Source organism: Oceanimonas smirnovii ATCC BAA-899 (assembly GCF_000381965.1).
Taxonomy (GTDB): Bacteria; Pseudomonadota; Gammaproteobacteria; order Enterobacterales; family Aeromonadaceae; genus Oceanimonas; species Oceanimonas smirnovii.
The window spans coordinates 13,135-26,864 of record NZ_KB908461.1 but is presented as its reverse complement, the minus strand read 5'-3'; the positions used below and the strand labels follow the sequence as shown (position 1 = coordinate 26,864).

The following is a 13,730-nucleotide window of genomic DNA, read 5'->3' as shown; positions in this document are numbered from 1 at the left end:
AAGGAGGTGATAATGGTTATTTTGCTGGTAGTGCTGTGGCTGATGACGATCTGGTGGGTGCCGGCATCGTCACTTACATTATGGTTAAGCGCCGGATTTGCATTGTTTGCACTGGTGTTGGCTATGCCTTCAGTCAGCAGGCACTGGTATTGGCTGCCGATAGGCGGATTAGCCGGCCTTGGCATGGCACTTGGAATAATGCTGGGAGATTACACCTGAACGGCTGGGAAGAAACAATCTTGGTGCGAAGGGGGGGACTTGAACCCCCACATCCGAAGGACACTAACACCTGAAGCTAGCGCGTCTACCAATTCCGCCACCCTCGCACATTAGATTGTTCGGCTGTTTTACATGGGCCACCATGTTGGAATTTGAGCTGCTCTCAAGTCAAAGACTTGGTGCGAAGGGGGGGACTTGAACCCCCACATCCGTAAGGACACTAACACCTGAAGCTAGCGCGTCTACCAATTCCGCCACCCTCGCGTGCTCAAATTTTTTCTCAGTGGTGCGAAGGGGGGGACTTGAACCCCCACATCCGTAAGGACACTAACACCTGAAGCTAGCGCGTCTACCAATTCCGCCACCCTCGCCCGTGCTGAGGACTGCGAATTCTATAGATTTTTTACCAGCCGTCAACCGGCTTTTTTAACTTAATTCATAAAAAAACGGCCACAACAGCCGTTTGTTCAAAAATAGCGCAATTTTGCCGGTTTCAGGCCCGGGCCCGGTAAATTTTAAAGCGGCCGTTGGCGGCCAGTGTCTCGCAACCACCAAAGCTTTGTTCAATCAATTCCGGGTAAGGCAAAAAGGCATTGGCTACCAGCAGCAGGCTGCCACCGGGTTTGAGGTAATGCCTGGCTTCCTTTAACAGGGTTTCGGTGGTGCTGTAAAAGGTCTTTAAACCGGCATGAAAAGGCGGGTTGCTGATAATGCAGTCAAACCGGCCTTCTGTTTCACTCAGTCCATCGGACGGATACAGATTGGCTTGCAGGCCGTTTCTGGCCAGAGTTTGCCGGCTGGCTTCGAGGGCCAGAGCACTGATGTCGATCTGCTCCAGTGTGATGGCCGGATTGCGTTTCAGCAGGCTGGCACCAATCACGCCGGCACCACAGCCAAAATCCAGCACCCGGCCCTGCAGAGTACCGGCATTGTTAAGCAGCAGCTGTGTGCCGGCATCCAGGTGTTCGGCGCTGAATACACCGGGCAGGGTGCAGACGGTCAGTTGTTCCTGTTCCAGCCGATATTCTTTGGTCCAGTCGCTCAGGTTAAAGGGTGATGCCGGCTGCGTCAGCTCAGCCTGATACAAACTGGCCCGGCGGGCGCTGTCAACTTTGGTGACGTGCGCGCAATAAGGGGCCAGCAATTTGGGAGCCGACTTAACGCCGCCTTTGTTATCGCCTGCAATAAACACGGGAGCTCCAGTGCTCAGCAGGGGCAGGCAGGCTGCAAGCAGATATTCAGCTTCTGCCTTGGCCTTGGGCATCAGCAACAGCAGGCCCTGAGCCGTTTTCCCGGCAGGAGCATGGCCAAATTCCGGCGTAATCTCAGCACAGCTGCCCAGCCACTGAAAATAGCGGTAGTCGGTGGTAAAAACGCGGGGTGCCGGGCCATGTTCAGCCAGCACCTGGGGCAGCTTGTCTTCCAGCAGGCCGCACACCAGCAGGGGCTGGCGGCAAAGGATATCCAGGTTGCGGCTCAGCATGTCACTGACAGACGTCAGGGCCTCATACATTCTGTGTTCCTGCAAATTTTTAAAAACGGCATTATACATGCCATGGCTGCCCTTGACATTTGCCGGTGGTTGGCAAAAGATGCTGAACAAGGTTTTTTCAGGTGTTATTCATGTCAGTGATAGTCAAACGCAAACCAGTTAAACTGCTTAAACGTAAAGCAGTCCTCTTTTTTGCGTGACCGACGCCTGATACGTTCAGACTCTCTTTTATCAAAACCCCGGCCACGCATTTGCGCCCGGGGTTTTTTAATTCAAAATTCAATCCTCTGATCAGGAGAAGGAGTTTCCATGTTTCGCGGTTCTTTAGTTGCCCTGCTTACTCCCTTTGATGGTAACCGCATCGATGAAGCGGCGTTACGCCATCTGGTAGACTGGCACATCGAGGAAGGGACTCACGGCATTGTGCCGGTGGGCACCACCGGGGAAAGTCCGACTCTGTCTCACGATGAGCATTGCCGGGTGATTGAAATTGTTGCCGGGCAGGCTGCTGGCCGGGTCCCGGTCATTGCCGGAGCCGGCTCCAACAATCCGGTGGAAGCCATTGACTACAGCGTGTGCGCTCAGCAAGCCGGTGCCAATGCTACCCTGCATGTGGCCGGTTATTACAACCGCCCTAATCAGGACGGTCTGTTCGCTCACTTCAAGATGCTGCACGATGCCACCGAGCTGCCGATTATCGTTTACAATATTCCGCCCCGTGCCGTGGTAGACATCAAGCCGGAAACCCTGGCCCGTATGGCCGAGCTGCCGCGCATTGTGGGGGTAAAAGACGCCACCGGTGATCTGAACCGTCCCTGGGCCGAGCGTCAGCTGATTAAAAAGCCCTTTGCCTGGCTCTCGGGGGAAGACGGCACTGCAGTTTCTTACAATGTGGGTGGTGGTACCGGATGTATCTCGGTCACTGCCAACGTAGCCCCGCGCCTGTGTGCACAGCTGCAGGAGCTGACCCTGAACGGCAAGTGGGAACAAGCCCGTGAGCTGCAGGACAAGCTGATGCCGCTGCATCAGGTGTTGTTTGCTGAGCCCAACCCGGCGGGTCCCAAATATGCATTGTCGCTGCTGGGCAAAGCCAGCGAGCATTGCCGGGTGCCGGTGGTGCCGCTGCAGCAAGACACCAAGGCCCGTATTCGCCGGGTAATGGAAGAGCTGGAACTGATATAAAAAATGGCCGCGCAAGCGGCCATTTTTTGTGCTACCTAAAGTGCTTACTGATCGTCACCCTGGTTGTCGTTGCCATGATGATGATCATCCCGGTGGCCGTGATGATCATGGTGATTGTCATAGCGGGGACGACGGGGCTTGTTGATGATTACACCGGAACGCGGCGGGCGACGGCTGGCCGGCGAAATGGTGGAAATCTTGGCCTTGTAGATCAGCTGCTGCTGGCCGCGGGGATCAGACAGCAGAATGCTGTATTGGTCAAAGGCACTGATCATCCCTTCAAGTTTGATACCATTAGTCAGAAAAATGGCGCAGTGGGTCTGGTTTTTACGTAACCAGTTCAGTGCCGCGTCCTGTCCGTTACCCAATGAAAAGGCTTGCTGCAGCGATTGGGGATTCGATGATGGGGCGGTCATGTTGGTCAGTCCTTTTTGTTATTTTTCAATCTTGATTGTGCTTAATCAAGCGCCGGCTTGTCAAAGCAAAGCGTTAATTAAATATACCTTTGCGAGCAGCCTGCCACCCGGATTATCTGCCTGTCGATAAAGGAGTCTGTGTGAACGCTGTCATATCCGGTACCACCATTATGGTGCTGGCTTGCCTGATTGTCAGTATTGGTCAGTTCAGTCTGGGGCTGGTTTTTCCTGTGCTGCCCGACATCAGTCGTGCGCTGGCGGAAGATCCTGAGCGGGTGCAATGGCTGGTTTCAGCTTATCTGTTTGCCTTTGGTCCGGTGCAATTGCTCTACGGGCCGCTCAGCGATGCCCGCGGCCGGCGTCCGGTATTGCTGGCCGGGCTGGCGCTGGCGTTAGCCGGAGTGGCGCTGTGCATGCTGCCTGATGCCAGCTTTGAATGGTTGCTGGCAGGGCGTTTGTTGCAGGGGCTGGGAGCAGGGTGTGCGGCTGTGGTATCCAGAGCCATGCTGCGCGACCGCTTTGAAGGAGCCGCGTTGCGTAATGCGCTGTCGTACATTGCCATGGCAGCGGCCATTACTCCTGTGCTGGCCCCGGCGCTGGGCGGCATGCTGGGAGATACCTTTGGCTGGCAAAGCGTTTTTACTGCCATGTTGCTTTATCTTGCTCTGCTATGGATGATTTTGCTGGCTCGGTTTCAGGAAACTCATCAGGGCGATCGTCTCAGTATGGCACCCGGTCCCATTATACGAGGCTATCTCAGGCTACTGAAACAACGCCATTTTCTGGGGCATGGAGGCATGCTTTGGGGGCAGTTTGCGCTGATGATGACATCTGTGTCTGTGTTGCCTTACGTGATGCAGCATCAAATAGGGATGAGTGCAGCTGAATATGGCCGCTGGGCGCTGCTGCCGGCACTGGGGCTGCTGCTGGGCGGTATTATTAACAACCGGATTCAGCATTGGGTGCGAGCCGAGCAGGTGCTGCGCATCAGTCCATTTATTCAGCTGGCAGCGGGAGTCTGGATTATGCTGATGCCCCTTGAGCCCTGGCTGATGGTAACTGGCGTATTTATTCAGGCGCTGGGTAATGGCATGGCCTTTCCCAATGCCATGAGCCGGTTACTGGAGCCTTATAAAAATGGTGCCGGATCGGCAGCAGCCCTGTCGGGAGCCATGCAAATGCTCAGTGCAAGCGTGCTGACGGCGGTGCTTGCACAGCTTGGGGTGGATACGGCTTTTACGCTCGGGCTGTGCGTTATGCTGGGGGCAGGAGTGCTGAAGGGATTGTCGGTGTTTGCCGTGGGGCGGTTTTAACCCGGGCATTAAAAAGCCGCGCCCTTGGGCGCGGCTTTGGAATTCTTTGTTAACGCAGACTCTTACAGAGGAACTACGTTTTCAGCCTGAGGACCTTTCTGGCCTTGGGCTACAGTGAACTCTACGGACTGACCTTCAGCCAGGGTCTTGAAGCCCGAGGTCTGGATAGCGCTGAAGTGTACGAATACATCAGGGCCTTGCTCTTGCTCGATGAAACCGAAACCTTTGGCTTCATTGAAGAACTTTACTTTACCTTTAACAGTGTTAGACATACCTAAATCCTGTAAACAAACTTGCTAGAATAATCGACTTCAAAAACACAACCTTTACTTATGAAATACAGGACGAGGTACTACTAGGAACTTCGTAATGAACATAAATTCAGCGGTATCCTTAAAGTCGAATTCACTCTAACCGGTTACCTGATGGGGGTCAACAGGTATTTTTGTGAGCTGTGACACGTTAACTTCACTTTGTTGAAACCTGCACACATAAAGAACCGAGTGAGTCTTTTTTGCGCCGGGGTTTCTTACCTTCCCCAGGATAAATCAGCCCTGAACAACAGCTCAAGGCGCAGGGTAACACCAAACTCTGCATCATAATCCTGCTCGCGGGGAAAATGCAGTTCAGGAATAAAGTCCACAAACAGGATCTCCTTATGCAAATTGCGTCGATAGTGGCTCAGCAGGTAGTAATCGTGCAGCTCGGGATCCGAGGCACTGCGGCCTACGGCAACGGCGGCATAGCGAATAGCGCTGCGGCTGCCCAGCAGCTGGTTAAGCTCAACACCCTCAGAGTATTCCAGGGTATCTACTTCTTCCTGCCACTGCACATTGGTGATAAACCGCAAATGATAGATATCGCTGAGTGGCCGGCCAAGATCCCAGCGGCTGCGTGCCGAGTACCCCTCTTCATGAAACCATGAAGCCCGGTTCCATGAGTCCAGCACCCAGGGGCTGTCGTTCAGCTGCCATTGGCGTTCGCCGGTTAAACGGACATAAGGATCAAGAGGAAGCTTGATTTTAATACCGGCACCGGCATCAAAGCGCCAGCGTTCGTTTTTGTCCCGGTTACTCAGGCGACGCAGCCCGATAAGAAAGTTGTCGCTGTCAAAGTTGTTATTATTTCTGGCGGTATTGGCTCCCTGTTGAGCCAGCGTGCCCTGGGTCTCGTCAGGATCACTTTCGATCAAAATACGCAGCCGTTCTTCCGTAGTGGGCAGATCGAGGCGCAGCTTGAGTTTGGTCTCGGAGCCAAAATCATCCCGTTCGTGCCAGGAAAACTCCTGACTGAAGCGCAGGTAAGAGCCGTTTTCAATGGTCAGGCTGTCATCCTCACCAAAGAAGTTATCGATGTTGCGGGCACTGTTATCAAGCCAGTCGGTCACGCTGTCGTGCATGGGAGTAATTTTATCCACTACCCACAGCGGCAGATCACTGTCGTCAGGCTCTTCAGATGAAACAAGGCCGGGAAGCAGAAGCAGGGTGGAAAAAAGCAGTAATTTGTTCATGGCACCATCCTTTTGCCGTGTTATTACTAAGGTTAGAAAGCTCTTTTGAGTTATACCATGTTTGTTTCGTTAAATACTGCTTCGCAAAAGCATAAAAAAGAGCCGGTAAGATACCGGCTCTTTAATCGTGACTGTGAAGAAGCATGCTCAGAAGTGAATTTCCGCGCCAGCAAAGGCACCGTCGAAGTCCAGTCTGGCATCGATATTGTCAAGGTCGTCCAGCTCCAGGCTGATGGCCCGGTATCCGGCATGCAGGTTGAGATCCAGCGCGACGGTATCAATCAGGTTGTAGCTGATGCCGGCCTGATAGTCGGAGATGTTATGGCCATCCAGAGCGAGATAGTTTAGCTCGCCAAATGCCGACAAACCGGTGAGAGGAAGAGCAGCCTCCGCCTTGAAGTAACCCAGGGGGAGGGGAGCGTTCAGCTTCTCATTGGAACGAATACCGCGGGTATCCACAACACCAATGTCGCCGTTAAGGTATTTGATATTTGCGCCCAGATCGATACTGAACAGGGCGTTATCAAATACTTCATAGTAGAGAATAAAGTCGGTATTGGTGACCTCAAAAGAGGTACTGAGTGCCGACCCGGTCGCATAATCCACACCGCCAAAGCTAAACTGGCCTGATACCACAGTGTTGCCATCGGCAGTCAGATCACCATGCCTGACTTTGAGATTGGGAAGTAACGGAACCGGATGTTCAACAGCAACATAAAATACACCTTGAGTGCTGTCTTCAAAGTTAAAGTCTGCGCTGCTGTTTTTGCTGCCAAAACCACCGCTGGTATTAACCTGCCAGGCTTGGGCTCCTGCATAGAGGCCTATGACATCTGCACCTGCCTGTGTGCTGCCCAAACCAGCGAGCAGGGCTAATGGCCAAACTGTTTTTTTCATCGGTGATGTTCCTGTATGCCGATAGGAATGGAATCAGTGAATCAGCTATTTTCAGATACAAAAAAGCCCCGCTTTCGCGAGGCTTTAAAGATGGTGCCCAGAGGCGGAATCGAACCACCGACACGGGGATTTTCAATCCCCTGCTCTACCGACTGAGCTATCTGGGCAACGGGGCGTCATTTAAATCGATCGCCCCTGGCAAGTCAACCGCTTTTTCTGTTGCTTGTGTGCGTTCGCTCAAGGCTTGAGCAAAGCGGCTGTTTAACTCGCAGACGGGGGAGTGTAGCCCTCAATATTGACGTCGGCACCTTCAAACAGATAGGCCTCCATTTCCTGCTCCAGCAGCTGACGGTGCTCGGCGTTCATCATGTTCAGTTTTTTCTCGTTGATAAGCATGGTCTGTTTTTTCTGCCATTCAGCCCAGGCTTCTTTGGAGATATTGTCGTAAATACGTTTGCCGAGCTCACCCGGATACATCTGAAAGTCCAGACCTTCGGCTTCCTTGTTCAAACGCTGGCAAAAAATGGTTCGGCTCATGGGATCCTCTTGTGCAGTTGCGGGTAGGCAAGCAGCTTTTTGGTTGCTGCCGCCAGGCCTACCGGTGCCGGTTGGTGCAAGTTATACCAAAGACGCTGGTCACTCGCCATGACCTCAGCGGGAATGCGCGGTATTTGTACCCGCCAGGGGCTGATATCCAGATGGAAATGACTGAAGGTATGACGAAAGCCGGGCAGAGGCTCGGGCTTGCCGGCTTCGGGAAAGCGGCTCAGCCAGCGCTGCATTTCGCGCTCGTCAGCAAACTCGGGAAAACAGTAAAGTCCACCCCACAGCCCCTGGGGCGGACGCTGTACCAGCAGCAGGTGATCGCCGCTTTGCAGCAGCACAAAACAGGCTTGTTTTTCCGGCTGTACCGTTTTTTTGGGCTTGGACTCGGGAAAGGCAGTGGGTGTGCCCAGAGCAAGGGCAACACAGTCGTCGCTGACCGGGCAGCGTTCACAGGCAGGCTTGCTGCGAGTGCAGATGGTGGCCCCCATGTCCATCATGGCCTGGTTATACTGACTCACGCCTTCTGCCGGGGTGAGTACTGCTACTTTGTCCCAGAGAGTATTTTCCACTTCTTTTTTACCCGGCCAGCCTTTCTGGCCCAGCCAGCGGGTGAGCACCCGTTTTACATTGCCGTCGAGAATGCCGTGATGCTGGCCAAGCGATAAGGACAGCACGGCTCCGGCAGTGGAGCGGCCTATGCCGGGCAGGCCCAGTACGTCTTCAAAGCGTTCAGGAAAACGACCGCTGTAGTGATCGCGAATAACCTGAGCCGCTTTGTGCAGGTTGCGTGCCCGGGCGTAGTAGCCCAGCCCGGTCCAGTGATGCAGCACTTCATCCTGTTCGGCATCGGCCAGGCTGAGCACATCCGGAAAGCGCGTCATAAAGCGCTGATAGTAGGGAATAACAGTGGTTACCTGCGTCTGCTGCAGCATGATTTCCGACACCCAGACCCGGTAGGGGGTTTTATTCAGCTGCCAGGGCAGGGTTTTGCGGCCATGCACGTCATGCCAGGCCAGAATGCGCTCGGCGAAAGATTGGTTGCTCACGGGGATCATCTTGTTGTTTGGCATGTCCGAATTCGACCATAAGCCGTATTCAGGCGCAACGCATCTGTTGTTTATGGTTTGTTATTGCGGTGATTTCTGATACAAAAGAAAGGTTTTGTTGGCGTCCGCCACGCGTGGTAATTCAGAGAGACCCCTATGCAGCCGTTTTTTGCCAAGCGCTTTGCCAAGGTAGAGCCTTCCTTTATTCGAGAAATACTCAAAGTTGCCGTTAATCCGGAAGTGATCTCCTTTGCCGGTGGCCTGCCCAATCCGGCGTTCTTTCCCAATGAAGCGCTGGAAGTTGCGACTGCCAAGGTGCTGCAGGACAAGAGCAATGGCGCATTGCAATATGCGGCCACTGAAGGCTTCGGCCCGTTGCGTGAATATATTGCCGAGCGCTACCGCACTCAGCATGGCATGACGGTAAATCCTGATAACATTCTGATCACCAACGGCTCTCAGCAGGCGCTGGACCTGATTGGCAAGGTGCTGGTAGACGAAGGTGCCAAACTGATTATTGAAGAGCCCGGCTATCTGGGGGCCATTCAGGCGCTGTCTGTGTATCAGCCCGAGTTTCAGGGAGTTTCGCTGAATGATGACGGCCCGGATCTGAACGAGCTGGACGCTCTGCTGGCCGGGCCGCACCATGCCAGACTGATGTATGGGGTAACCAACTTTCAGAATCCGTCGGGTCTGAGCTACAGCCTGGAAAAACGCAGGGCAGTGGCCGAGCGTCTGGTGCAGCATAATGTGCTGATGGTAGAAGACAACCCCTATGGTGAGCTGCGCTTTGAAGGCGAGCATCTGCCGCCCATTGCCAAGCTGGCACCGGAAAACGTAGTGCTGCTGGGTTCTTTTTCCAAAGTCGTAGTGCCGTCCTTCCGTCTTGGCTGGATGCTGGTGCCAGACTGGCTGCGCCAGAAGATTACCATTGCCAAGCAGGCCTCCGATCTGCACACCAACGGCTTTGCCCAGCAGGTGCTGTACAGCTATCTGCAGGATAATTGCCTGGATGCTCACATCGATCGTATTCGCACCGTTTATGGCCAGCAAAAAAATGCCATGGAGCAGGCGTTGCTGCGTCATTGCCCCGGACTGGACTTTACCCGTCCGGAAGGCGGCATGTTCCTGTGGTTACGTTTGCCCGAACATATCAGCGCCATGGAGCTGTTTAATCTTTCCATCAAGCAAAATGTGGCTTTTGTGCCCGGCCAGCCGTTTTATGTGCGCCCGGATATTCTTAACACTGCTCGTTTCAGTTATTCCGGCTCCGACGCCGCCACCATAGAAGAGGGTATCAGCCGGTTCGGCAAGGTGATTCGGGAAATGATGTGAACATAAGAGGCCGCAAGGCCTCTTTTTATATAGTGGGCAGAGCAGGGGGAGACTGCTTGACGGTTTTGGTCACTATGTAGGTGTAGTAGCGCTCTATGCCCAGACTGGCCTCCAGCCAGCTGTCGATCAGCCGCTGATACTGGTCGATATCATCACACAGTATTTTGATCACATAATCCACACCGCCCCCGGTGGCGTAGCAGTCGGTGACCTGCTTACACTCTGCCATGGTATATTCAAAACGGCGCATTATGTCGGCGCTGTGCCTGCCCAGACTGATTTCCACCAGCACAGCAGTACGCCCCTGTAACAGACCTGAGTCAATAAAGGCACCATAGCCACGAATAATACCTGCCTGTTCCAGCCGCTTTACCCGCTCCCAGCAGGGACTGACCGACAGATTGATGGCCTGAGCCAAGGCCGACTTGGTGATACGGCCCTGTTGCTGCAAAATTTGCAGGATCTGAATATCATAACGATCCAGTTGCATCTTGTTGCCTTGTTATTGGTGATTACTTTTTTACAAACAGCTGACGCGGATAATTGCTCAGCGTCTCGGCCCCGTTACTGGTGATCACGATACTCTCGGTTGTTTCCATGCCCCAGTCGTCCTGCCACAGGCCCGGCATAAAGTGAAAAGTCATGCCCGGCTCCAGAATAGTAAAGTCGGTATTACGCAGGCTCATGCTGCGCTCTCCCCAGTCGGGCGGATAACCCATACCGATGGGATAACCGCAGCGGGCTCCTTCCCGGTCAAAGCCGTATTTGGCCAGAGTGGCGTTCAGCGCATTGGCGATATCGGCACAACGGTTACCCGGCTGTGCTGCTGCCAGACCGGCTTCCAGTCCGGCATTAAGGGCCTCTTCGGCGCGCAGGAAATTGTCGGTAGGCTGGCCCAGATAAATCGTGCGCGACAGCACGCAATGATAGCGACGATGGCAGCCCGCCAGCTCAAAAAAAGTACCCTGATCTCGGCAGAAGGGCCTGTCATCCCAGGTGAGATGAGGGGCCGAAGCATCAGGCCCTGAAGGCAGCATGGGGACCATGGAGGGGTAATCACCAAAGTGGCCGTTATATCCTTCCATCGCAACCCGGTAAATTTCCGCGACCAGCAGGTTTTTGGGCAAGCCCGGCTCTATCATTTCCAGAGCGGCGGCATGCATACGCTCTACAATGCGGGCCGCAATCCGCATATATCTGAGTTCGGCTTCTGACTTGACTGCCCGGCACCAGTTCACCATATCGGTGGCATCCACCAGTTCGGTGTCGGGCAGGTTTTCCCGCAGGGCCAGCCAGGCGGCCGGAGTAAAGTAGTAACTGTCCATTTCTATGCCGATGCGGCCATAAGTCCACTCATGGGGTTTGAGATATTGATTGGCCAGATATTCCATGGCATTCATCGGCGGGTTCATCACGTAATAGTCGGGATACCAGAGAATATTCTCTTCCTGCAGCCAGACGGTGCGGCGGGCACCGTTGGCATCCATATGCCGGCCAAACCACATGGGTTCACCACTCATACCCACAATGGCAGCCTGAGGTGTATAGAAAGACCAGCCGTCATAGCCGGTGATCCAGGCGATATTGGCCGGATCGTGCACGATCAGCGTCTGAATATCTTTTTCGTACATAGCCGCTCTGACTCTGGCCAGGCGCTGCTGATATTCCTCGCGGGAGAAACTGGGGATCTGTGTATGCATGATCTGCCCCTGTGATGATGGCACGGTGAAGCACTGATGATTAGGCTTCAGGACTCATCCCAGTACAGTCAGCGAGGGCGTCAGTGTCAACCAGTTACCATTGAAACAGCCTGATTCTGCAAATTGCTTACATTTTTTTGATATTTTAATATTTATTTTGTGATCTTGATCACGTCAGGGCCGAAGAAGTGGATCATTGTGGTTGCTGTGGTGTTTTTTGAATGTAAAATTTCGGCGCTTACGGAACGACTGGTTAACTTATCTACAAAAATAATAAATAGCAGATAATTACTTTGGCTTTTTCTGAGGATGTAGAAATGAAAGGCTCCCTTTCCGCCCGAATCTTTACCGGGCTTTTTGTCGGTCTGCTGATCGGCAGTGCAATTCAGTATGTGTTTACGGATGTTTCTCTGCTCAATAACGAGCTGGTTGGCCTGGCTGAAGGCCTGGGCGGCATGTTTGTATCATTGATCAAGCTGATGGTGGTGCCGCTGGTCTACATCTCGATTGTGACCGGTATCTGTGAACTGCGTGATGTGGCCAGCTTTGGCCGGCTGGGCAGCCGTACCTTTGGTCTCTATATTATCAACACCATGCTGTCGATTGCCGCTGCCATTCTGGTGGGTGTGATATTTCAGCCCGGCCTGGGTGCCACTTTGCCCCATGGTGCCAGCGGTGCTGTTGAGCTGACCACCACAGAAACTCCGGATCTGGGTGCCATGCTGGTGAACATAGTGCCCAGCAACCCGGTCCAGGCCTTTGCTTCCGGTGATATGCTGCAAATCATTTTTATGGCTATTCTTACCGGCCTGGCCATTCAGGGCCTGGGTGCTACGGCGGCACCGGCAGCCCGTGCGTTTCGTATGGCCAATGAAGTGATGATGAAGCTGGTAGGTCTGGTCATGACCCTGGCACCTTATGGTGTGTTTGCACTGATGATAAGCCTTGGTGCTACCCTCGAAGCCGCCACCCTGATGTCGGTAGCCGGTTATGTGGCCATGGTGGTGATGGTGCTGGCGTTCTGGATTTTGGTGGTATATCCGCTGGCGGTCTGGCTGACGACCGGCATCAAGCCGGGTGTGTTCCGCAAGGCTACCCGAGAGCAGCTGCTGTTCTCTCTGTCTACTGCCAGCTCCAACGCCACCATTCCGGTGACCATGCGTACCCTGACCGAAAAGCTGGGTGTATCCAAGGCGGTAGCCGGTTTTGGTGTGCCCCTGGGTGCTACCATCAATATGTCGGGCTCGGCCATCTACATTACGCTGGCTGCCTTTTTCGCTGCCAACATCTCCGGTACGCCCATTCCCATGGGTGATCTGCTGACCGTGGGCATTACCGTGCTGCTGATGTCGGTGGGTGTGGGCGGTGTGCCCGGCGGTGCTGTAGTCATGGCCGGTGTGTTGCTGCATCAGATGGGCCTGCCGGTGGAAGCTATGGCCATTGTGATGGCAGTAGACCGCATTAACGATATGTTCTGTACCTCTTCCAATGTGGTGGGTGACACTGCCGTCAACACCATAGTAGCCAGAATGGAAGGCAATCCGGACAGCATCGATGACGATGTGACCGAGCCGGTTCGCAGCAAGTAACCCGCAGAAAAATAAAAAACCGCCGACAGGCGGTTTTTTATTTCAGCAGTTGTGTGCTGTGGGATTGGGAACCGGAAAAATCCGATCGTAAGCCAGATTGTAGAAAAAGGTATAAGTCAGATAAAAGCAGGACATGGCAATGTCCATGATAAAGGCATCCCACAGGCTGATATTCAGGTGCCAGGCAATCATCGGCAAAAACAGCAACAGCAGACCGCCCTCAAACAGTATGGCATGGAGTACGCGAACAGGAGTCGTTTTGCGTACGTCTCCCCGCAGTTTCAGCATGCCGTGATCAAACAGAATGTTGTAGAAGTAGTTCCAGACGGTGGCAATTACAGACCCCACCAGTGCCATTAATCCCAGCTCAAACAAATCGTAATGGAATACCAGACTGGCGAGAGGGGCAAAAATCAGCAGACCGATAATCTCAAAGCCAAGGGCATGTCGAATCCGATCTTTGGTGGTACGCATAAAAACTCCTT

Annotated in this window: 15 protein-coding genes and 4 tRNA genes; 5 read left to right on the top strand and 14 right to left on the bottom strand. The window is 53.6% G+C overall.

The window, feature by feature from the left end:
- Positions 1-12: 12 nt before the first annotated feature.
- Entirely contained in the window at positions 13-219 is a 207-nt protein-coding gene (locus G364_RS17220) for a hypothetical protein (RefSeq protein WP_156816483.1), read from the top strand.
- A 21-nt stretch (positions 220-240) separates the two neighbouring features.
- On the opposite strand, the gene G364_RS0109845 is transcribed toward G364_RS17220, so the two are convergent.
- From G364_RS0109845 to rsmC, 4 genes are all read right to left on the bottom strand, one after another.
- A tRNA-Leu gene (locus tag G364_RS0109845) sits at positions 241-326 on the bottom strand.
- A gap of 70 nt (positions 327-396) precedes the next feature.
- Positions 397-483, bottom strand: a tRNA-Leu gene (locus G364_RS0109840).
- Positions 484-503: 20 nt separating this feature from the next.
- A tRNA-Leu gene (locus G364_RS0109835) sits at positions 504-590 on the bottom strand.
- Between the two features lie 122 nt (positions 591-712).
- Positions 713-1,732 (bottom strand): 16S rRNA (guanine(1207)-N(2))-methyltransferase RsmC, encoded by a 1,020-nt coding sequence (gene rsmC / locus G364_RS0109830; RefSeq protein WP_019934978.1) that lies wholly within the window; start codon positions 1,730-1,732, stop codon positions 713-715.
- 288 nt (positions 1,733-2,020) lie between these two features.
- Between rsmC and dapA the strand changes: the two genes are divergently transcribed.
- The gene (dapA, locus tag G364_RS0109820; protein WP_019934976.1) at positions 2,021-2,893 is read left to right on the top strand and encodes a 4-hydroxy-tetrahydrodipicolinate synthase; all 873 of its coding nucleotides are present in this window, start codon (positions 2,021-2,023) and stop codon (positions 2,891-2,893) included.
- A gap of 44 nt (positions 2,894-2,937) precedes the next feature.
- Here dapA and hfq read toward each other — a convergent pair whose 3' ends face one another.
- Positions 2,938-3,309: an RNA chaperone Hfq gene (gene hfq / locus G364_RS0109815; RefSeq protein WP_019934975.1), complete on the bottom strand. Its 372-nt coding sequence runs from the start codon at positions 3,307-3,309 to the stop codon at positions 2,938-2,940.
- A gap of 140 nt (positions 3,310-3,449) precedes the next feature.
- Between hfq and G364_RS0109810 the strand changes: the two genes are divergently transcribed.
- Positions 3,450-4,622: a multidrug effflux MFS transporter gene (locus G364_RS0109810; RefSeq protein ID WP_019934974.1), complete on the top strand. Its 1,173-nt coding sequence runs from the start codon at positions 3,450-3,452 to the stop codon at positions 4,620-4,622.
- Positions 4,623-4,684: 62 nt separating this feature from the next.
- Here G364_RS0109810 and G364_RS0109805 read toward each other — a convergent pair whose 3' ends face one another.
- From G364_RS0109805 to mutY, 6 genes are all read right to left on the bottom strand, one after another.
- Complete coding sequence (locus G364_RS0109805) at positions 4,685-4,894, bottom strand: cold-shock protein (RefSeq protein WP_019934973.1); 210 nt, start codon at positions 4,892-4,894, stop codon at positions 4,685-4,687.
- A 257-nt stretch (positions 4,895-5,151) separates the two neighbouring features.
- Entirely contained in the window at positions 5,152-6,132 is a 981-nt protein-coding gene (locus G364_RS0109800) for a hypothetical protein (RefSeq protein ID WP_019934972.1), read from the bottom strand.
- A 147-nt stretch (positions 6,133-6,279) separates the two neighbouring features.
- Positions 6,280-7,029 (bottom strand): TIGR04219 family outer membrane beta-barrel protein, encoded by a 750-nt coding sequence (locus G364_RS0109795; protein ID WP_019934971.1) that lies wholly within the window; start codon positions 7,027-7,029, stop codon positions 6,280-6,282.
- Between the two features lie 91 nt (positions 7,030-7,120).
- A tRNA-Phe gene (locus G364_RS0109790) sits at positions 7,121-7,196 on the bottom strand.
- Between the two features lie 94 nt (positions 7,197-7,290).
- Positions 7,291-7,566: an oxidative damage protection protein gene (locus G364_RS0109785; protein WP_019934970.1), complete on the bottom strand. Its 276-nt coding sequence runs from the start codon at positions 7,564-7,566 to the stop codon at positions 7,291-7,293.
- Positions 7,563-8,630 (bottom strand): A/G-specific adenine glycosylase, encoded by a 1,068-nt coding sequence (mutY, locus tag G364_RS0109780; RefSeq protein WP_026344825.1) that lies wholly within the window; start codon positions 8,628-8,630, stop codon positions 7,563-7,565. The genes G364_RS0109785 and mutY overlap by 4 nt, the downstream gene beginning before the upstream one ends.
- Positions 8,631-8,777: 147 nt before the next feature.
- Here mutY and G364_RS0109775 point away from each other — a divergent pair, with 147 nt between their 5' ends.
- Entirely contained in the window at positions 8,778-9,956 is a 1,179-nt protein-coding gene (locus G364_RS0109775) for an aminotransferase-like domain-containing protein (protein ID WP_019934968.1), read from the top strand.
- A gap of 25 nt (positions 9,957-9,981) precedes the next feature.
- Here G364_RS0109775 and G364_RS0109770 read toward each other — a convergent pair whose 3' ends face one another.
- Together G364_RS0109770 and G364_RS0109765 are read right to left on the bottom strand one after the other, a co-directional pair.
- Positions 9,982-10,446 carry an Lrp/AsnC family transcriptional regulator gene (locus G364_RS0109770; protein WP_019934967.1) on the bottom strand — a complete coding sequence of 155 codons (465 nt, stop codon included), beginning with the start codon at positions 10,444-10,446 and terminating at the stop codon, positions 9,982-9,984.
- 22 nt (positions 10,447-10,468) lie between these two features.
- Complete coding sequence (locus tag G364_RS0109765; protein WP_019934966.1) at positions 10,469-11,656, bottom strand: M24 family metallopeptidase; 1,188 nt, start codon at positions 11,654-11,656, stop codon at positions 10,469-10,471.
- A 317-nt stretch (positions 11,657-11,973) separates the two neighbouring features.
- On the opposite strand from G364_RS0109765, the gene G364_RS0109760 reads away from it, so the two are divergent.
- A complete protein-coding gene (locus G364_RS0109760; protein ID WP_019934965.1) occupies positions 11,974-13,245 on the top strand; it encodes a dicarboxylate/amino acid:cation symporter in 1,272 nt (423 codons plus the stop codon).
- A gap of 42 nt (positions 13,246-13,287) precedes the next feature.
- On the opposite strand, the gene G364_RS0109755 is transcribed toward G364_RS0109760, so the two are convergent.
- The gene (locus G364_RS0109755) at positions 13,288-13,719 is read right to left on the bottom strand and encodes a PACE efflux transporter (protein WP_019934964.1); all 432 of its coding nucleotides are present in this window, start codon (positions 13,717-13,719) and stop codon (positions 13,288-13,290) included.
- Positions 13,720-13,730 lie beyond the last annotated feature (11 nt).